At 65.0% G+C, this 19,767-nt stretch carries 16 protein-coding genes; 13 read left to right on the top strand and 3 right to left on the bottom strand.

All coding sequences use genetic code 11. The features are described 5' to 3' along the window. Positions 1-137: 137 nt before the first annotated feature. From CXY80_RS13925 to CXY80_RS13905, 5 genes are all read left to right on the top strand, one after another. Complete coding sequence (locus CXY80_RS13925; protein WP_092450497.1) at positions 138-815, top strand: TetR/AcrR family transcriptional regulator; 678 nt, start codon at positions 138-140, stop codon at positions 813-815. A gap of 200 nt (positions 816-1,015) precedes the next feature. After that, positions 1,016-1,948, top strand: a complete 933-nt coding sequence (locus tag CXY80_RS13920) for an ABC transporter ATP-binding protein (RefSeq protein WP_092450495.1) — start codon at positions 1,016-1,018, stop codon at positions 1,946-1,948. Next, positions 1,945-2,628: an ABC transporter permease gene (locus CXY80_RS13915; RefSeq protein WP_092450492.1), complete on the top strand. Its 684-nt coding sequence runs from the start codon at positions 1,945-1,947 to the stop codon at positions 2,626-2,628. Before CXY80_RS13920 ends, CXY80_RS13915 begins: the two co-directional genes overlap by 4 nt. Continuing rightward, positions 2,625-3,332 carry an ABC transporter permease gene (locus CXY80_RS13910; RefSeq protein ID WP_104132847.1) on the top strand — a complete coding sequence of 236 codons (708 nt, stop codon included), beginning with the start codon at positions 2,625-2,627 and terminating at the stop codon, positions 3,330-3,332. The genes CXY80_RS13915 and CXY80_RS13910 overlap by 4 nt, the downstream gene beginning before the upstream one ends. 29 nt (positions 3,333-3,361) lie before the next feature. Continuing rightward, on the top strand, positions 3,362-4,288 hold the full coding sequence (locus CXY80_RS13905; RefSeq protein WP_092450733.1) for an ABC transporter substrate-binding protein: 927 nt from the start codon (positions 3,362-3,364) through the stop codon (positions 4,286-4,288). Between the two features lie 64 nt (positions 4,289-4,352). On the opposite strand, the gene CXY80_RS13900 is transcribed toward CXY80_RS13905, so the two are convergent. Together CXY80_RS13900 and CXY80_RS13895 are read right to left on the bottom strand one after the other, a co-directional pair. Then, a complete protein-coding gene (locus tag CXY80_RS13900) occupies positions 4,353-5,303 on the bottom strand; it encodes a M56 family metallopeptidase (protein ID WP_233195384.1) in 951 nt (316 codons plus the stop codon). A 27-nt stretch (positions 5,304-5,330) separates the two neighbouring features. Next, the gene (locus tag CXY80_RS13895) at positions 5,331-5,717 is read right to left on the bottom strand and encodes a BlaI/MecI/CopY family transcriptional regulator (RefSeq protein WP_104132845.1); all 387 of its coding nucleotides are present in this window, start codon (positions 5,715-5,717) and stop codon (positions 5,331-5,333) included. A 143-nt stretch (positions 5,718-5,860) separates the two neighbouring features. On the opposite strand from CXY80_RS13895, the gene CXY80_RS13890 reads away from it, so the two are divergent. The 4 genes from CXY80_RS13890 (at position 5,861) to cydC (ending at position 11,729) form a co-directional block, all read left to right on the top strand. Continuing rightward, entirely contained in the window at positions 5,861-7,273 is a 1,413-nt protein-coding gene (locus tag CXY80_RS13890) for a cytochrome ubiquinol oxidase subunit I (RefSeq protein ID WP_104132844.1), read from the top strand. A 22-nt stretch (positions 7,274-7,295) separates the two neighbouring features. Then, positions 7,296-8,300, top strand: a complete 1,005-nt coding sequence (gene cydB, locus CXY80_RS13885; RefSeq protein WP_104132843.1) for a cytochrome d ubiquinol oxidase subunit II — start codon at positions 7,296-7,298, stop codon at positions 8,298-8,300. Between the two features lie 65 nt (positions 8,301-8,365). Further along, complete coding sequence (gene cydD, locus CXY80_RS13880; protein WP_104132842.1) at positions 8,366-10,036, top strand: thiol reductant ABC exporter subunit CydD; 1,671 nt, start codon at positions 8,366-8,368, stop codon at positions 10,034-10,036. Continuing rightward, on the top strand, positions 10,029-11,729 hold the full coding sequence (cydC, locus tag CXY80_RS13875; protein WP_104132841.1) for a thiol reductant ABC exporter subunit CydC: 1,701 nt from the start codon (positions 10,029-10,031) through the stop codon (positions 11,727-11,729). The genes cydD and cydC overlap by 8 nt, the downstream gene beginning before the upstream one ends. Here the strand turns inward: cydC and CXY80_RS13870 are convergent. Continuing rightward, positions 11,717-12,352: a DedA family protein gene (locus CXY80_RS13870; RefSeq protein ID WP_092450475.1), complete on the bottom strand. Its 636-nt coding sequence runs from the start codon at positions 12,350-12,352 to the stop codon at positions 11,717-11,719. The genes cydC and CXY80_RS13870 overlap by 13 nt on opposite strands. A gap of 199 nt (positions 12,353-12,551) precedes the next feature. Between CXY80_RS13870 and leuS the strand changes: the two genes are divergently transcribed. The 4 genes from leuS (at position 12,552) to holA (ending at position 19,635) form a co-directional block, all read left to right on the top strand. Next, positions 12,552-15,137, top strand: coding sequence for a leucine--tRNA ligase (gene leuS / locus CXY80_RS13865; protein ID WP_369828698.1), 2,586 nt, complete (start codon positions 12,552-12,554; stop codon positions 15,135-15,137). Between the two features lie 137 nt (positions 15,138-15,274). Further along, positions 15,275-15,967: a helix-hairpin-helix domain-containing protein gene (locus CXY80_RS13860; RefSeq protein ID WP_104132839.1), complete on the top strand. Its 693-nt coding sequence runs from the start codon at positions 15,275-15,277 to the stop codon at positions 15,965-15,967. After that, a complete protein-coding gene (locus tag CXY80_RS13855; protein ID WP_104132838.1) occupies positions 15,964-18,540 on the top strand; it encodes a ComEC/Rec2 family competence protein in 2,577 nt (858 codons plus the stop codon). Before CXY80_RS13860 ends, CXY80_RS13855 begins: the two co-directional genes overlap by 4 nt. A gap of 39 nt (positions 18,541-18,579) precedes the next feature. Next, complete coding sequence (holA, locus tag CXY80_RS13850; RefSeq protein ID WP_233195383.1) at positions 18,580-19,635, top strand: DNA polymerase III subunit delta; 1,056 nt, start codon at positions 18,580-18,582, stop codon at positions 19,633-19,635. Positions 19,636-19,767 lie beyond the last annotated feature (132 nt).

The following is a 19,767-nucleotide window of genomic DNA, read 5'->3' as shown; positions in this document are numbered from 1 at the left end:
GACTGGTCGCGTTCGGCGTGTTGTCTCGGGACTCTGGCACTCCCTCATTCTGCCATGCTTGCTGTGCATCCCCCGATCAGAGATGTATAAATGGGGTTTTACCCCGTATGATGTTGACTTATCTTCAAGGGGGATAAATGCCGCTTAATGGCCTATTGGGTGAAGACGCTGGCGCCGCACCACAGCAGGTGCGCGCTGAGCCGATTCAGCAGCGCAGCGCAGCACGGTTGTCCGGTTTGCTCGATGCCGCAGCTGCGGTCGTGGACGAGGTCGGTTTCGACCGCATCACGACGGCGATGATCGCTGAGCGTGCCGGTGCGTCGATCGGTACGGTCTACCGCTATTACCCCGACCGGGTGGCTGTTCTGCACGCCCTGCACGAGCGTGCCGTCGTGCGTTTTCGGCAGCGCGTCGTCGACGAGCTCGGTGCAAGCACCCTTACCACCTGGTGGGACGCTGTCGACTGTGTCGTCACGGCCTTCGTCGGTCTGTACCGTTCAGAGCCCGGCTTTCGCATCGTCAACTTCGATGACCGAGACGGTGCTCCGGCAGCGGATGCCGCGGCCGACGTTGATTTCTTCGCCCGCCGCCTGGCTGATGTGCTCGTGAACGAGTTCAATCTGCCCGCCGGCCCGGAGCTCATCTTTCGCCTCGAAGTCGCCGTCGAAATGGCCGACGCACTATTGGCACGTGCTTTCCACAGCGAGCCGCTCGGTGAAGAACGGTTTATCGCCGAGTGTCGGCTGGTGCTGCGCGAGTACCTCGACCGCTATTACAGCCCGCGGGCGCTCAGCCTCCTCGCCGCTGCGTCGTAGCCTCTGCTCGTCATAGCTGCTCTGCGTCGATCTGCCGATGCATTGCTCGGTAGGGTGGTCGGAATTTGAGGCAGTGGGTTGCCTGTTCGCTCCGGGATGAATTCTTTTTGCGCAATCTGTTTTGCCTGTCGCGTAGAAAAGTGGTTGGGTTAGCATCTGGTTTGTCTGACCCGACTTGATGCGAGGAGCGAGCCACCACGATGATTGAATTCCACTCGGTGACCAAACGGTTCCCCGACGGCACGGTTGCCGTCGATGGCTTCAGCCTCGTGCTGCCCTCACGCAAAACCACCGTTCTGGTCGGAACCTCGGGGTCAGGAAAGACAACGCTGCTGCGCATGATCAACCGGATGGTCGACCCGACGAGCGGGTCTATCGAGATTGACGGGGCCGATATAGGCACACTCGAACCGGTCAAACTGCGGCGTGGGATCGGCTACGTCATGCAGAACTCGGGGCTGCTTCCCCATCGCAAGGTCATCGACAACGTCGCCACCGTGCCGATGCTATCGGGGATTCCCAAGAAGAGAGCCCGCACCGAGGCTCTGCAGTTACTCGACACGGTCGGTCTTGATCGATCGCTTGCCAACCGGTACCCGAGTCAGCTCTCCGGCGGCCAGCAGCAACGAGTCGGAGTGGCGCGCGGCCTCGCGGTCAATCCCAACATTCTGCTCATGGATGAGCCCTTCGGCGCCGTTGACCCGATTGTGCGGGCGGAACTGCAGCAGGAGTTGCTGCGCCTGCAGCGGGAACTCGGAAAAACGGTCGTGTTTGTGACGCATGACATTGACGAGGCCTTTTTGCTCGGCGACCAGGTGGTGATCCTGCGTACCGGCGGGCTGATCGCCCAGGTGGGGTCCCCGGCGGAGATCCTGGCCAATCCGGCAGACGATTTTGTGGCCACCTTTGTCGGTGCAGATCGCGGCAAACGCGTGCTGCACCTCGAGTCCCACTCGGACGGCGACGTGCTTGTCGACGCCGATGGACGGCTCGCCGGCGTACTCGCGGGTGGAACGTCCCCGAGTGCCGCCGCTGGAGCAAAGGCCGCGCCCGAAGAAAAGGCCGCCCCCGAAGTAAAGGCCGGCCCGTTCGCGGGATCGGGTGCCCCGGCGCAGGGTGGGGATCCCCGGTGACCTGGATATGGTCAAACCTGGACCTCATCTGGGATCGCACTCTCGATCACGTCGTGCTGAGCGTTCCGCCCATCATCCTCAGTTTTCTCCTGGCTGTTCCCCTCGGCTGGCTGGCATACCGCTTCCGCGTTGGGCGCGGCATCATTCTCTCGGGCGTAGGCCTGCTGTACGCCGTACCCTCGCTCCCACTCTTCATTGTGCTTCCTTTCATCGTGGGAACGACCGTTCGTTCGCCGCTCAATCTCATCATCGCCCTGACGCTCTACGGTGTGGCGCTCATGGTGCGAGTGGTGGCCGATGGTCTCGCCTCCGTCGACCGGAACGTTCGACAGTCCGCGATGGCGGTGGGCTTCTCCGAGTGGACCCAGTTCTGGCGGGTGGAGTTTCCACTCGCGGGTCCGGTCCTGCTGGCCGGGTTGCGGGTCGTCGCAGTGAGTACGGTCAGTCTCGCTACGGTGGGCGCTGTCATTGGTGCCCAGAGCCTGGGCAGTCTGTTCACCGACGGTTTTCAGCGTGGCATCCAGGCGGAAATCATTGCCGGGATTATCGCCACGGTCGTACTCGCCCTGGCACTGGATGGGGCTCTCGTTCTTCTCGGTCGCCTTCTCATGCCGTGGACGAGATCTGCGCCATCGGCGGCGCGCGCGCCGATGCGCTCTGACAAGGAGGCGGTGGCATGAACTTCTTTGCAGATGCAGTCGCGTGGCTGTTCGATCCGACCAACTATGTGGGATCGAATGCCATCGGCATCCGGGTATTGGAACACCTGGGCTTTACTTTGCTCACACTTGTCTTTGCGTCCGTCATCGCCATACCGCTGGGCTTCTTCATTGGACACACCGGACGCGGGCGTGGCTTGGCTGTCGGAACTGCAGGCGCTTTCCGTTCCATTCCGACCCTGGGGTTGCTCACGCTTGTCGCTCTGTCGGTGGGAATCGGTCTGACCGCACCCTACGCGGCCCTCACGGTGCTCGCGATCCCACCCATTCTCGCGGGGGCATACACCGGCTTTGAAGCGATTGATCGCGCGACCATCGATGCCGCCAGAGCCGTGGGGATGTCGGAGGGGCAGATTGTGCGCAAAGTGGAGCTTCCGCTCAGCGTTCCCCTCTTGATGGGTGGGTTGCGCTCGGCCACGCTGCAAATCGTGGCCACCGCCACACTCGCTGCCTACGTGGCCGACATCGGACTGGGCCGCTTCCTGTTTACGGGGTTGAAAAATCTCGATTATGCGCAGATGCTGGGCGGGTCCATTCTCGTTATTCTGCTCGCGCTGCTGCTTGAGGGCATCTTTACGGTGCTTCAGAAATTGGTTGTTCCCCGCGGAGTTGCGGCCGGACGCCCCACAGACATCTGGGCCGGTTTCACCAAGCTGGCCCGGTGATGGAATTCGCCATCATGAAAGGAAAACGCATGTTCACAGCAAAAAAAGGCCGACTCACGCTCATCAGTGTGGTCGCGGTTGGGGCCGCAGTAGCCCTCGCAGGGTGCGCGTCCGGTGATCCCCTGGGCAGTGGAAGTGGCGCCACAAGCGCTGCCGACACGCTCGTTGTGGGTTCCCAGGACTACTACTCCAATGAGATCATCGCCGAGATCTACTCGCAGGCATTAGAGGCCAACGGTTTCACCGTCGACCGCACGTTCCGGATAGGCCAGCGCGAGGTGTACCTGCCCGAGCTGGAAGCAGGCGGCGTCGATGTATTCCCCGAATACACCGGTAGCCTGCTGCAGGCACTCGAACCGAACGCTGTCGGTGGCACGAGCGACGCGATCTACACCGAGCTTCAAGCGGCGCTTCCCTCTACCCTGCGCGTGCTGGACAAAGCGGCGGCCTCAGACCAGAATTCCTGGACCGTAACCCAAGCCTTCGCGGAAAAATACAACCTAACGGACATTGCGTCACTGAAGAATGTCACCGAACCGCTCATGGTTGGTGGCACCTCTGTGCTGGAGACACGTCCGTATGGGCCGGCCGCCCTCAAGGCGAAGTACGGCATCGAAACCGCCGGTTTCACCCCGATTGAGGATGGTGGTGGCCCGCTGACCGTTAAGGCTCTTGTTGACAACGCTATTCAGCTGACCAATATTTATACGGCAAGCCCCAACATCAAGTCAGACAAGCTCGTGGCGTTGAGCGACCCAGATGGTCTCTTCTTCGCGGACAACGTCGTGCCTTTGGTTTCCGAAAAGGTCACCGACAAGGCCGCGTCGGTACTGAACAAGATCAGTGCTGCCCTCAGCGCTGAGGACCTGGTGAGCCTCAACTCCGAGAGCGTCAATGACCAGAAGTCCGCTGAGGCCATCGCGGCGGCCTGGCTCGAAAAGGCAAACCTCTTCTAGCCGTATCGTTTCACCCAAAACCCTCATAACGTCCCTTCTTGGGCGGTGTGAGGGTTTTGTGCGTCTATGCCCGCAACAGCACGATGGCTGGGGCGAGGGCGAGCGCGATCGCGGTCACGAAGACGGCCATGGTGGCGAGGCGGGACAGGGGAAGAGCCTGGTTCATGAGCCGGTACACCCGCGGAGCGACGAGAGCGCGCTCCGGCGACGAGATCCATGGCTCGTCCGACTCGCCATCCGACGCTGCGGCGAGGACCTCCGGTTGTTGCCCCAGCCCCACGAGCGCGATAGCGGTAGCGAGTGTGCGGTCGTCCACGTCGCGGCGTGCGCGATCGTCCGCGATCATTTCAACCAAGAGCGCCACGGCATTTTCAGCGCGATTGGCGATGGGAAACCAGGGTAGGGCGCTGTGCCAACTCTTGAAGGCCAGTAACACCAGGTGATGCTGCTGAACCAGATGGGCTCGTTCGTGGGCGATCACCGCACGCACCTGGTCGGCGTCGAGCAGGCGGAGCAATCCCTTAGACAGCACCGTCGCGGAATGACCAGCACCGGGAAGGCAATAGGCGACCGGGGCAGGATGGTCGATGACGCGCATTCCCGGTTGGCCGTTCAGAGGATCGCTGAGCAGGGCGATGAGAGTGTAGTGGCGGCGTCGCTGTCGCTCGGCGCGCACGAAAGTGGCGAACAAATTCAACAGCAGGTGAGTGCTGAGCAGAATAGCTGCCCCGAGCGCGAGCACGTGGGTGAAACGCGTATCGGCCGGAAGAGTACCGGACCGCAGGCTGTCGCCGAGGGCGATGACGCTCTGTGGCAGAGCATTACCGAACGGAACAAGACCGTAGAGCAGCAGGGAGCCGATCATCGACATGCCACCGGACAGGGCGATGGCCTGCCAGAGCACGAGGGCGACGTCCGGGGAGCGCGCGGGCCAATCCGACCGGGCCAGCACCAACGGAAAAGGCCAAGCGAGAATCACGGCAATGACGCCAAGCAGGGCGGCGCTGATGATCACGGGTATCGCAGTTAAGGTCTGGCGGAGTTAGAGGTTGTCGGTCGTCGCAACGCCGAGGAGTTGGCGCAGTGTGTCCGCCTCCTGAGGGGTGACGCCTCCAATGAACCGCACGAGGGCCGCTTGGCGGTCCGGCACCTGCCCGAGTACCTCATGCATGAGCTCGGCCGTGTGGGTCGCACGGGTCATAACAGCGGTGTACGTGTGTGGGCGCACGCTGCGGTCGCGGGTGACGAAACCCTTTGTCTCAAGTCGAGACAACACCGTCAGAACGGTTGTGGTCGCCAGTGGCTTCGTGGGCTTGGTCGCAAGACCCGGGCGCATCAAAGAATCCTTGAGATCGTTGGCGGTCAACGGTGTGGGGGAGTCCCACAGGACATCCATCAGAAGCCGCTCAAGCACGCCCAAATTTGCCATACGCAGTATCTTACGCGGTCGAACTGTAATTTCTACGTGTCGTAGAAAATTGCTGTCATACCCAGGTTTCTACACAGCGTAGAAGTGTAGTGTTCTACACAGCGTAGAAATTATGCGTGCTGCGAATAAATGCTGGAGGGCATATGAACGAGTGGTTGGATCCGTTACTCCTCTCACGGTGGCAGTTCGGTCTTACGACCGTCTACCATTTCCTCTTCGTGCCTCTCACCATTGGCATGGCCCTCACGGTCGCCATCTTCCAGACGGCGTGGGTGCGCACCGACAAGGCCAAGTACTTGCAGCTGACGCACTTCTTCGGCAAAATCTTTCTGATCAACTTCGCCATGGGCGTCGTGACGGGAATCGTGCAGGAGTTTCAGTTCGGTATGAACTGGTCGGATTACTCGCGCTTCGTCGGTGACGTGTTCGGGGCCCCGCTCGCGTTCGAGGGCATCCTTGCCTTCTTCCTCGAGGCGACGTTCATCGGCCTGTGGATCTTTGGCTGGGACAAACTGCCGAAGAAGGTGCATCTCGCCACCATCTGGCTCACCGTGATGGGCAGCATCACGTCGGCTTACTTCATCCTCGCGGCTAACGCCTTCATGCAGAACCCGATCGCGTATACCATCAACGCGGAGAAGGGCCGGGCCGAGCTGACTAGCATCGGGGAACTGCTCACCAACCCGATCGCACTGGCGGCGTTCCCGCACACCATCTTCGCGTGTTTCATGGTGTCGGCAGGCCTGATCATTTCGGTGGCGGCCTGGCACCTGGCACGTAACCAGCATTTTGAGACCATGCGCCCAGCTCTCAAATTCGGTCTGTGGATGATGGTCCTGGCCGGCATTGGTACAACTCTCGCCGGCGACCAGCTCAGCCTCGTGATGGGTGAGGTGCAGCCGATGAAAATGGCAGCCGCCGAGGCGCTTTACCACACGGCCACCGGAGCCAACGCGTCGTTTTCCCTCTTTACACTCGGCACGCCCGACGGTGTGCACGAACTCTTCTCGATCCGCATCCCTTACCTGCTTTCGTTCCTCTCGACCCACACCTTCGACGGCACCGTGCAGGGCATTAACAACTTGCAGGCCCAGTACGTTTCGACGTACGGCCCCGGCGACTACACGCCCACCATCTGGATCACTTATTGGGCGTTCCGCTGGATGATCGCTCTCGGTCTCGTACACATGCTCGTGGCCGTCGTTGGGCTGTTTCTCACCCGCAAGGGACGGATGCCGAAGCAGAATTGGGTATGGAAGCTCGCTATTTGGAGCTTCCCCGCTTCGCTACTCGCGATGACGGTCGGCTGGGTATTCACCGAAATGGGCCGCCAGCCGTGGCTCGTGTTTGGTCTGCTGAGAACGCAGGACGGCGTTTCACCCGGCGTGACCGGCGTGGAAATTCTCATCTCCCTGATCGCCTTCACGGTGCTCTACGGCATTCTCGTGGTGGTCGAGTTCAAACTCATCCTGAAAGCCGTTCAGAAGGGGCCGGACGATGCTCCGATTCTCGACGCCGAGTCCGGCGAAGTCAAGCACACCGCCACGGTCTATTAAGACGGGTCTAGGGGAATACAAAATGGATCTCACAATTCTTTGGTTCTGGATCATCGCTGTCATGTTCGTTGGGTACTTCGTGCTCGATGGATTCGATTTTGGGGTCGGCATGTCTCTTCCATTCCTGGGCCGGGACGACACCGATCGCCGCGTTCTCATCAACACCATCGGTCCGGTTTGGGACCTTAACGAGACCTGGGTGATCGTGGCTGGGGCGTCGTTGTTCGCGGCGTTCCCCGAATGGTACGCAACGATGTTCAGCGGTTTCTACCTCCCGCTCGTGCTTATTCTGGTCGCCCTGATCGTGCGCGGGGTGTCGTTTGAATACCGGCACCAACGCCCCGAATCTTCGTGGAAGAAATGGTTTGACGGCATGATTATCTTCGGATCGGCCGTTCCGGCATTGCTCTGGGGTGTGGCTTTCGCGAACATCGTGCGCGGCGTGAACCTCGACGTCAACCACAACTACACCGGTACCTTCTTTGACCTACTCAACCCGTATGCCCTGCTCGGTGGGGTCACCACTCTGCTGCTGTTCTTTGTGCACGGTGTGGTCTTCATCTCGCTCAAGACCGAGGGCGACATTAGCCTGCGGGCACGCAAGCTCGCCACCAAAGCCGGCATCCTGATGATCGTTGTCGCGGCTACCTTCCTGGTGTGGACAATCTTTGCCTACGGCACCGTGGCATCCGCTCTTCTGGCCGCCGTGGCGGCTGGTGCACTGATCGCATCGTTCCTCGCCAACCTGCGCGGGGCCGAGCGGCTCGCATTCGGCTTGATGGCCGGCGCTATCGGGTTGGTCGTGCTGAGCCTGTTCGCTTCGCTGTTTCCCGAGGTCATGCCGGCGAGTAACGACCCAGCCAACAGCCTGACCATCGCCAACGCCTCCTCGTCGGCGTACACGCTGGGTGTGATGAGCTGGACGGCACTGATCGGAATGCCCGTCATTCTGCTCTATCAGGGTTGGACCTACTGGGTGTTTCGCAAGCGCATTGGTCGGGCCCATATTGAGGTCTCTGTTCACTAGATCGCCCCTGACGAGTACCCCGTTGACCAGCACACCCGTGACACGGGCTGTGGGAGAATAAGGCAGTGCGCCCCCTGGATCCTCGCCTTCTTCGTTATGCCTCAGCGGCGCGCCGGTTTCTTCTCATTGGCGCGCTGCTCGGGTTCGCACAAACCCTCGTTGTCGTCGCCTTCGCGTGGTTTCTCACCCGAGCAATCACCCTCCTGGTGGCGGGGGAGCCCCTCACTGAGATCGTACCCACGCTGGTCGCCCTAGCCGCGGTCATTGTGCTCCGGTCTCTGCTGATCTGGTTGCTGGAAGTCGCGGCCAACCGCGGTGCGGCGCAGGTAAAGAGTCAACTGCGCGCCAAGGTCATGGCCAAGCTCGCCGAGCGCGGCCCAGACTGGGTCGCCTCGCAGCAGAGTGCACGCCTGGCGACCGTTGTCACGACCGGCCTCGACGCACTCGACAACTACTTCGCGCGGTATCTGCCGCAGCTGTTGCTGACCGCGATCGCTACGCCGATTCTGATCGCGGTAATGCTCTGGCAAGACCTGCCCAGCGGCCTCACCGTCATCATCGTGATTCCGCTCATCCCCGTGTTCATGATTCTCATCGGCCGGGTCACCCAGTCGGTACAGCAGGACCAGTGGCAGGCACTGCAACGCCTCTCCACCGGGTTTCTCGACGTGGTCGGCGGCCTCGGCACCCTCAAGATCTACGGCCGGGAACGCCGTCAGTTTGATCGCATCCGTTCCATCACCGAGCAGTACCGCACCCGAACAATTAAGGTACTGCGGGTATCCTTTCTGAGCGGCTTCGTGCTCGAACTGGCCGCAAGTCTCTCGGTCGCTCTCATCGCCGTGTCGATTGGCCTGCGGCTCATCGACGGCGAGCTGCTGCTCGGCGTCGGGCTGTTCGTCCTGCTGCTGGCCCCCGAGGCGTTTCTCCCGGTGCGCCAGGTCGGAGCGCAATTTCACGCCGCGGCCGACGGCCTGGCCGCTGCCGAAGAGCTGTTCGCGATTCTCGACGACGACTTCAATAAAGCGGATGCCCCGGCGCCGGTCGATCCTGCGGCTGCGCCGGTCGCGCTGGGAGGCCTCGGTGCCGGCGCGCTGCGCCTGGTCGACGTGTCTATTCGGCGCGGCGACACCGTCGTGATCGACCGGCTGGACGCCGAATTCGCCTCCGGGCAAATTAGCGTGCTGCGCGGCGTGAGCGGAGTCGGCAAGTCCACCCTCGTCGCCGCCCTGCTCGGCTTCGTACCCCTGACCGGCGCAGTGACGCTCGGCGGCGTTGCCGTGGCAGCCGGGCCGAGTCGGCCGTGGTTGGCCTGGGCCGGCCAGCGACCCGGCCTGGTCCGGGGAACGGTGGCCGAGAATGTGGCGCTGGGAGCGGCATCCGCTGGCCAGGGCACGCCCATCGGGACTCTGGTCGCTCAGGCCCTCGACTGGGCGGGGGCCGCTGAGGTTTCACCGGCCACGGTGCTCGGGGTCAACGGCGACGGGCTTTCGGGCGGGCAGGCGCAGCGCGTCGCCGCCGCGCGGGCGATCTACCGGGCCCTCGCGACCGAGTGCCAGGTCGTGATTCTGGACGAACCCAGCTCGGCGCTCGACGTCGACGCCGAGGCCGGCCTGCTCGCCGGGCTGCGCCGACTGGCCGATCAGGGCCGCGTCGTGATCGTGGTCAGCCACCGGCCGGGCGTCCTGGCCGCAGCTGACCATATGATTGAGCTGCAGGAGCTGATTCATGTCTGACCGGACGCCGACCCCGGCCGCGCGCGACGTACTGCGGCTCGCCCAGCCGCGCCCGCGCTGGTTCGCTCCAGGCCTGCTGGCCGGCGTGACGAGCGCCGTCATGGCGGTGGCGCTGCTGGCCTGCTCGGCCTGGCTCATTACCCGCGCCGCCGAAATGCCGTCCCTGGCCTATCTGGGCATGGCCGTCGTCGGCGTGCGTGCCTTCGCCATCTTTCGGTCCGTGTTTCGCTACCTGGAGCGCCTGACCAGCCACGATGCCGCATTCCGGCAACTCGCCGAACTACGCCTGGGCATCTTTCGTCGTATCGTTCCGGTCGCCCCGGCCGGCCTGGCCCAGACCGGGCGCGGCGATCTGCTCACCCGCCTCGTGCGCGACGTCGATGACCTGCAGGACCTGCCGCTGCGGGTTGTGCAACCGCTGCTGGTCGCGGGAATCACCGCCCTGCTCAGCGTGATCGGCATCTGGCTGATCGTGCCGGCCGCCGGCCTCACCCTGCTCGTCTGTCTGCTGTTGGCCGGAGTGCTCGGTACCCTCTTCTCCGGCAGCCTGGCCGCCCGGGCGGAGCGGGAGCTCGCACCGCTCCGCGGCACCCTCGCCGATGAGGTGCTCGAAATCGTGGAGAACCTCGACGTGCTCACCGCCTTCGACGCCCTCAGGCCGCGTCTTGCCGCGCTTGCCCGCACCGATGAGCGCCTGCGCCGGGCCACCCTGCGCCGCTCGGTCGGAGTGGGTGTGCAATCGGCCGTCGTTGCGCTGTTTGCCGGTGCGGCAACGCTGGGCGCGCTCTACTTCGGCATTCCCGCGCTCGATGGCGGCGGCGGACTCCTCAGCCCGGACCTGCTCGGCCCGACCCTCATCGTCGCCGTGCTCGTGCCGCTGGCCGTATTCGAGGTGTTTGGAATGATTCCGCTCGCCGCCTCGGCCTGGCGCCAGGTGCGGGTGAGCGCGCGGCGCGTCGCCGAGGTTGTTCCGGCTTCGCCACCGGCTGAGATTCCCGTCGATGTTCCGAACCCCCGGCCGTTGCGGGCAACCCCGGTCGTGCTCGAACTGACCGACCTGGGTGCCAGCTGGCCCGGCCAGACCGAACCGGGCGTCGCCGGTGTGACCCTTCGGCTCGCGCCGGGGGACCGGGTGCATCTGGCCGGACCGAGTGGTGCCGGCAAGACCACCCTCGCGCAGGCCCTGGTGCGGTTTCTTGACTACACCGGTTCGTACCGTCTGAACGGGGTCGAAGCCCGCCTGCTCGCTCAGACCGACGTGCGGCGGGTGGTCGGACTGTGCGAGCAGCGCCCGTGGTTATTTGACGACAGCATCCGTCAAAATCTGCTGTTTGCCCGCGATACTGCCACCGACGCCGAGTTGTTAGCCGTGCTGGCCCGCGTCGGACTGGCTGAATGGGTCGCAGCGCGCGGCGGCCTCGATGCCCGGGTCGGGGAGCGCGGCGCCCTGGTCTCCGGCGGACAGGCTCAGCGGATTGCCCTGGCCAGGGCCCTGCTGGCCGACTTTCCGGTGCTCATCGTCGACGAACCCACCGCGAACGTCGACAGTGCCCAGGCGGATGCCCTCGTGCGCGACCTGCTGAGAGCTGCGGCCGACGCCCACCGGGCCGTGCTGCTCATCTCCCACACGCCGGTGCCCGACGACCTGGTGACGGCCCGGGTGACCCTGCCAGCCCGGGCTCAGTCCATGTGACGCAGCTCGCGGCGGTGCAGCCATTTCTTGATCAGGAACACCGCGAGTACGAACAGTGCGATCACGCCGACGAACAGGTAGCCGGCGAAGTGCAAGCTGCCGCTGAGCTCGCGGTAGCCGCCGGCCGCCGCCGACCCGACGGTGACATAGGCGAGTGACCAGATAACGCAGGCGGGCACGGTCCAGGCCATGAAGGTGCGGTAGCGCATATGGCTCATTCCAACGGTGACCGGAATGAGGGAGTGCAGCACCGGCAGAAACCGGGAGATGAACACGGCCAAACCACCGCGCCGGTCGAGGTAGTTCTCGGCGCGAATCCAGTTGTGTTCGCCGATGCGGCGGCCCAGCCGGCTTGCACGGATGAACGGTCCGAAGTGGTGGCCGAGCGCGAAGCCGATGCTCTCCCCGCCCAGGGCGCCGACGATCACGGCGAGCACGAGCGTGACAAACTCGACCGGGCCGGAGACCGCCGTGCTGGCGACGATCACTATGGTGTCGCCGGGAACGACCAGGCCGACCAGCACTGAAGTTTCCAGCAGCATACCCAAAAAGGCCAGCAGTGTTCGAACGACCGGGTCGACGCTGGATACGGTGTCGAGGATCCACGTGAGGATGTCATTCATTTCGCTCAGCCTACGTGCTGCGCCTGAATCAACAAGGCCGGGCCCTCTGGCGGCCCGGGCGGCCAGCTGCGAAGGCTTCGTGCCTCGTGCGACCTTGGAGTCGCTGCGTCCTAGTAATCTAAAGGGGGGTACACCGGCGCTTTGTTGTGCGTGCACCTCGTATCAATCATGTCTAACCCCTGCAATGAATGAGAGTCACGTGGTTCACGAGCACGAAAGCGTACGCATCGATTCGAGCGTTGAGAGCGACGAAGAAGTGTATGACTTCGCCGCGATCCAGGCGAAGTGGCAACCCATCTGGGAGGAGCTCGCTCCGTTCAAGACGAGCGGTGAGGGCGACACCCGCCCGCGCAAGTACGTGCTCGATATGTTCCCGTACCCCTCCGGCGACCTGCACATGGGTCACGCCGAGGTCTATGCGCTCGGCGACGTCGTCGCCCGCTACTGGCGCCACCAGGGTTTCAACGTGCTGCACCCGATCGGCTGGGATTCCTTCGGCCTGCCCGCCGAGAACGCCGCCATCAAGCGGGGCATCGACCCGCGCGGCTGGACCTACGACAACATCGCTCAGCAGAAGAAGAGCATGAAGCTCTACGCGACCAGCTTTGACTGGGACCGCGAACTGCATACGAGCGACCCCGAATATTACAAGTGGACCCAGTGGCTGTTCCTGCAGCTGTACAAGAAGGGCCTGGCCTACCGCAAGGACAGCTGGGTCAACTGGGACCCGATCGACCAGACCGTACTCGCCAACGAGCAGGTGCTGGCCGACGGCACGAGCGACCGCAGCGGCGCCGTCGTCGTGAAGAAGAAACTCACCCAGTGGTACTTCAAGATCACCGACTACGCCGACCGTCTGCTGGATGACCTCAATCAGCTCGAGGGCACCTGGCCGGCCAAGGTGCTCAACATGCAGCGCAACTGGATCGGCCGCTCCATCGGAGCGGATGTCGACTTCCAGGTCGAGGGACGCGCCGAACGCGTCACCGTGTTCACCACCCGGCCGGACACGCTGTTCGGCGCGACGTTCATGGTCGTCGCCCCGGATTGCGACCTCGCCGCTGAACTCGTCGCCGAGGCGACGCCCGAGGTGCAGGAAGCCTTCCAGGATTACCTCGTACAGGTTCAGCGCAGCACCGAGATCGAGCGTCAGGCCACCGACCGGCCCAAGACCGGCGTGTTCATCGGCCGCTACGCGATCAACCCGGTCAACGGGGAACGCCTGCCGATCTGGGCGGCGGACTACGTGCTTGCCGACTACGGCACCGGCGCGATCATGGCCGTGCCGGCCCACGACCAGCGCGACCTCGATTTCGCCCGCGCCTTCGACCTGCCCGTGCGCGTCGTCGTCGACACCAACTCGCCGGCCACCGGCATGATCCCGGTGATCACCCAGGGCATGCTAGACGGCACCGAAGAGCTGCCGGCGCTCGACCCGCTCAGCACCGGCATCGCCCTGGCAGGCGAGGGCCGCCTCATTAACTCCGGTCCGCTCAACGGCCTGAGCAAGATCACCGCGATCAAGCGCATCGTCGAGCAACTCGCCGCCGACGGGCTCGGCCGGTCGGCTAAGAACTATCGTCTGCGCGACTGGCTGGTTTCCCGGCAGCGTTACTGGGGAGCTCCGATCCCGATTATCCACGGCGCCGATGGTGCAGAGATCCCGGTTCCCGACGACCAGCTGCCGGTGCTGCTGCCGCCGGCAGAGGGCCTCGATCTGAAGCCGCGGGGAACGTCGCCGCTCGGCGGTGCGACCGACTGGGTCAACGTGCCGAACCCGATCGACGGCACGCCGGCGACCCGCGACGCCGACACCCTGGACACCTTCGTCGACAGCTCCTGGTACTTTCTGCGGTTCCTGAACCCCACGGACGACACCAAGGCCTTCGACCCGAAAGAGGCCGAGAAGTGGGCGCCGGTCGACCAGTACGTTGGCGGCGTCGAGCACGCCATTCTGCACCTGCTGTACGCGCGGTTCATCACGAAGTTCCTCTTCGACGAGGGCTATGTGAGCTTCACCGAGCCGTTCACCGCCCTACTCAACCAGGGCATGGTGATTCTCGACGGCGCCAAGATGAGCAAGAGCAAGGGCAATTTGGTCTACTTCACCGAGGAGATCGAACGCCACGGCGTTGACGCCGTACGCCTCACGATGGCCTTCGCCGGCCCGCCCGAAGACGACATCGATTGGTCTGACGTTTCCCCGGTCGGCTCGGCCAAGTTCCTGGCCCGCGCCTGGCGCGTCGCCCGCGACGTCACGAGTGCGCCCGATGTGGAGTGGAAGACGGGCGACGTCACCCTGCGCCGGGTCACCCACCGGTTCTTGTCCGACGCACCCGGCCTGGTGGAGTCGTTCAAGTTCAACGTCGTCGTCGCCCGCCTGATGGAGCTCGTCAACGCGACCCGCAAAGTCATCGATACCGGTGCCGGGCCAGCGGATGCCGCCGTGCGCGAAGCCGCCGAAGCCACCGCCATGGCGCTGAACCTGTTCGCCCCCTACGCCGCGGAGGACATGTGGGAGCACCTCGGCTACGAGCCGTGCATCGCCCTCGTGCCGTGGCGCAAGGCCGAGCAGACCCTGCTCGTGCAGGAATCGGTCACCGCGGTCGTCCAGGTCGACGGCAAGATGCGCACCCTCCTCGAGGTATCGCCGAAAATCTCAAGCGAAGACCTGGAGAAGATGGCGCGGGAAGCCGCCGCGGTCATCCGTTCGATCGGTGATCGCGAGATCATCAAGGTGATTGTGCGCGTGCCGAAGCTCGTCTCCTTCGTCACCCGCCCATAGCGGAAGGCAAAATCGGGCCGCGGTCGATCCCTCGCAGGATCGGCCGGGGCCTTCTCCACAGGACCGTCCTGCTTTCTCTGTGCACAGATGGGGCATCCGACCAGAAACGGATGCTTCGCGCGGCCTAGCCTGCGAGCATGCAGCCCGACCGGTTCCCCCTCGATCTGGAGCGCCTCGCTCCGGCCGCGCCGGGACGTCCCCGACTGCGAGTCGGCGTGGGAGCGGCCGTCGTGCTCCTGCTGCTCGCCCTCGTGGTCGCCGTCATCGTGTCGGCGGTGGGCCAGCAGGCGGGGCAGCGCACGGTCAGCTCGGAAACGCTATCGATCCCCACGGGCGGCAGCCTCGAGCCGTTTGATGCCGGTGAGAGCACAGCGCCGAATGACTCTGCCACGGACGCGATCATCTTCGTGCACGTTCTGGGGGCGGTCGCCCGGCCCGGCCTGTTCGAGTTGCGGGACGGCGCCCGGGTCATGGATGCGATCGCCGCCGCCGGCGGGCTGAGCGCCGAGGCCGACCCTGCCGGGGTTAATCTTGCCCGGGTTGTGAGCGATGGCGAGCAATTCTACGTGCCGCGGCAGGGCGAGGTGCCGCCGGGCGTCCCAGCGGCGGCCGTCTCCGGGGGAGCTGGCGCGCCCGCCGCCAAGGTCAACCTCAACTCGGCGACGCTCGCAGATCTCGACTCCCTGCCCCGCATCGGCCCAACCATGGCACAGCGCATCATCGACTTTCGCACGGCTAACGGGCGATTCACCAGCGTGGACGGCCTGCGCGATGTCACGGGAATCGGCGATAAAACGTTCGAGGCGCTCAAAGACCTCATTACGGTATGAGCCTCGACCTGCGGCTGGCGCTTCCGGCCCTGGCCGCGTGGCTTACTGCAGGGCTGCTGATCGGAGCGCCAGAGGGCGCCTGGTCCATCGCCCTGGTGCTGTGGGCAGCGGCTGGGATGACGGCTGGCATCCTCGTGATGAAACGGATGCCGGCGCATTCCGTCGTGCTGGGGGCCGATGCGCCGCAGCCAGTTCGATCGGCAACCGATCGTGCGAGCGTTGTGCTGGCCAGCGGTCGTGCTGCTGGGCGGGCCGTGGAGCAGAATGCAGCGTCCCGTCGGCGGGGTCGTACTACCCCCGGAACGTCACCTCGGCCGGGTGACCGCTGGCAGACGCTGGGCGGCAGCATCGTGCTCTGCTGTGCGGCGGCGGCTCTTGTCGCCACTGCCGTCGGGGTATGGGCGCCGGTTCGCCTGCCGCCGGAGGTGCGCGCCGCCGCGGAGTCGCACGCGACGCTCACGGTCACGGTCACCGTCTGGTCGGTTCCGGTACCAGCCAAAGCTTTCATCGGCGGCGGTACGTCGGGGCGGGTGCGCTACCGGGCCACGCTCACGCAGTTGGACCTGCGCGGCGAATCGACGAGGGTGTCGACCCCGGTGGTGGTGTTCGCCGAGGCGGCCGGGGGAGGCGACGAACCCGAGATCGGCACCAGCCTGCGCCTGCGGGGCACCCTGCGCCCGACAGATCCGGGCGACGCGGCGGTCGCCTTGCTGTTTGCCACCGACCCCGCTCAGGTAGCCGAGTCTCCGCCCTGGTGGCTGCAGTGGGCGAACGAGCTCCGCGCTCGGTTCGCGGCGGCCGCGACGAGCCTCCCCGGTGACGGGGGAGACCTGCTCCCCGGCCTGGCGATCGGCGACACGAGCGCGGTCAGCCCCGACCTCGATCAAGCCATGAAAACCAGCTCCCTGAGCCACTTGACCGCCGTTTCCGGGGCCAATTGTGCCATCGTTATCGCCGCGATCATGCTGCTCGGCGGCTACCTGCGGCTCGGTCGGAGCTGGCGCATTCTGCTGTCACTGGCGACGCTGCTCGGCTTTACCGTGCTGGTCACACCCGAGCCGAGCGTGCTGCGCTCGGCGGTCATGGCCACCCTCACTCTCGCGTCGATCGGCGCCGGCCGGCCCGGGCGAGGCGTGCCCACCCTGCTCATCGTGGTGATCGGACTGCTCGCGAGCGACCCGTGGCTGGCCCGCAACTACGGCTTTGCGCTGTCCGTGCTCGCGACCGCGGGGCTCCTCATTCTGGCCGGTCCGCTCAGCCGGCTGCTCAGCCAGTGGATGCCGCTGGCCCTGGCCGCCGTCATCGCCATTCCCCTGGCCGCCCAACTAGCCTGCCAGCCCGTGCTCATTCTGTTGAGCCCCAGCCTGCCGCTGTACGGGGTGCCGGCCAACATTCTCGCTGGTCCCGCCGCGCCGGTCGCTACGGTGGTCGGGCTGATCGCCTGCCTGACCCTGCCGGTGCTCTCGGGCGTAGCGTCGGGCCTGCTCGCCCTGGCCTGGCTGCCATCGGCGTGGATCGCCGCCGTGGCCCAGACCACGTCGACGCTGCCGGGCACCCGCCTGCCGTGGCCCGGCGGAGTGCCCGGCGTATTGCTGCTCTCAGTCGTCACCTTGCTCACGCTCGTGGTCGTCCTGCGCGGCCCGGCAGCTCGCCCCGCCCGCTGGCCGGCGGCGGTCCTCGCCGTGCTGCTGGTCGGCTTCGGAGGTTACGCCGGGGCGCTGATCGGCACCGGAACCGGCCGGGCCGCCTCCTTGCCGGCGAACTGGCAGATTGCGGCCTGCGATATTGGGCAGGGCGACGCCGTCGTCGTGCGCGATGGTGATCGGTACGGTCTGGTTGACGTCGGTCCCGACCCGAAACTGCTCGCGAGCTGCCTGGCCACCCTTGGCATCAGTCGCATCAATTTGCTCGTACTTACCCACTACGACCTCGACCATATCGGCGGGGTGGATGCTGTCATCGGCAAGGTCGATACCGCCCTGGTCGGGCAGCCGGAGAACGCGCAGGACGAACGCCTGCACGAGCGTCTCGCCGCTGGTGGAGCCGTCGTGCGTCAGACGGCTCGGGGTGATGCCGGCACGCTGGGCGGACTGCGCTGGAACATACTCTGGCCCGTCCGTGGAGCCACGACGATGCAGGCGGGCAACCCGGGAAGCATCACCATTGTGTTCGAAGGGCGGGGCATCCGTTCGATTTTTCTCGGAGATCTCGGCGAGGAATCGCAGAATGCCTTGCGGCGGGTCTCGCCGCCCGGCCGGGTCGACGTCGTGAAGGTCGCCCACCATGGCTCGGCCGATCAGAGCCCCGAGCTGTACGCCGAGTTGCGGGCCCGGGTGGGGCTGATCTCGGTCGGCGCGACAAACACCTACGGGCATCCCACCGACGCGTTGCTCAACGTTCTCGCTTCGGTGAAAACCGTGTCCGTGCGCACCGACCGGGAGGGGATGGCGGTGGTTGCGCCAGGGGACAACGGCACCCTCGTGCTCTGGACGGAGAAGATTACCGACCGCGGGCCGCCCGTGCCGCCGACGGCTGCCCCGGATGCTGCCGGGAGGGTCAGTCGTGCGCGTTAGGCTTGATCGACCACCCGCATGACACCCAAGGAGAGCGCTTTGGCTGCACGACCCGCCACGACCGGCTCCCGCTCCGGCAAGGCAGCCCCCGCCCGCGCGGCCAAGGGCACCGTCATTCCCCAGCTCGGCTGGCACCAGGTGCGTCCGGCACCGATCGTGCTCGTCTCGGGGACCGAAACGTTTCTCGCGGAACGCGCCATCCGTCAGCTCCGCGACTTTCTCAAACTTGAAGATCCCAGCCTTGAAATCAGCGACGTGCAGGCCGACAGCTACGCCCCCGGTGAGCTGCTCACCCTGGCGAGCCCGTCCCTGTTCGGCGAGCCGCGGCTGATTCGGGTCAGCAACGTCGAGAAGTGCAGCGACACCTTTCTCGCCGAGGCGCTCGACTACCTCGAGAACCCGGCCGATGACACCTACGTGGTGCTGCGACACGGCGGGGGAGTACGGGGCAAGAAGCTGCTCGACACCATTCGCAGCGGACTCGGTGGCGCCATCGAGGTGGTCTGTACCGAGCTCAAGAAAGACACCGAGAAGTACGAATTCGCGTCGAACGAGTTCAAGGCGGCCGGCAAACGCGTCACCGCGAGTGCGCTGCGGCAGCTTGTCGCCGCGTTCTCCGACGATCTGGCCGAACTCTCCACCGCCTGCCAGCAGCTCATCGCAGACGCGACGAGCGAGGTCACCGAAACCACGGTCGATCGTTACTACGGCGGTCGGGTTGAAACCAACGCCTTCAAGGTCGCAGACTGGGCCATCGCCGGCCGCAATGGCGAGGCCCTCGTCACCCTGCGGCACGCTCTCACCTCCGGGGCCGATCCGGTGCCGATCGTCGCGGCCTTCGCTATGAAGATTCGCACCATGGCGAAGGTCTTCGGAGCCCGCGGCGGCTCTGCCCAGCTCGGTGCCCAGTTCGGTCTGGCACCCTGGCAGGTGGAGCGCGCCCAGAAGGACCTGCGCGGCTGGAGCGACGAGGGCCTTGCCCGTTGCATCCTCGTGCTCGCCGAAACGGATGCCGCGGTGAAGGGTGCGGGTCGCGACCCGGTCTACGCTCTCGAGCGCCTCATCGGCGTGATCGCGCGCCGCGGCGAGGGCTAGTGCCACCGGCAACGAGCGGGCCTCGGGGCTGCTGAGCCTGGTTCAACCTGCGCGGTTGACCGCAATACACGCCGAGTAATGGACCACTGCGTTACAGAGTTTGTGGTCAATTCGAGACGCAGGGACAGCGCC

Origin of the sequence: Cryobacterium sp. M91, from assembly GCF_002929615.1 — a bacterium.
Taxonomy (GTDB): Bacteria; Actinomycetota; Actinomycetes; order Actinomycetales; family Microbacteriaceae; genus Cryobacterium; species Cryobacterium levicorallinum.
Note: the sequence above shows the minus strand (reverse complement) of the source record. Positions and strands in the feature narration are given on the sequence as shown.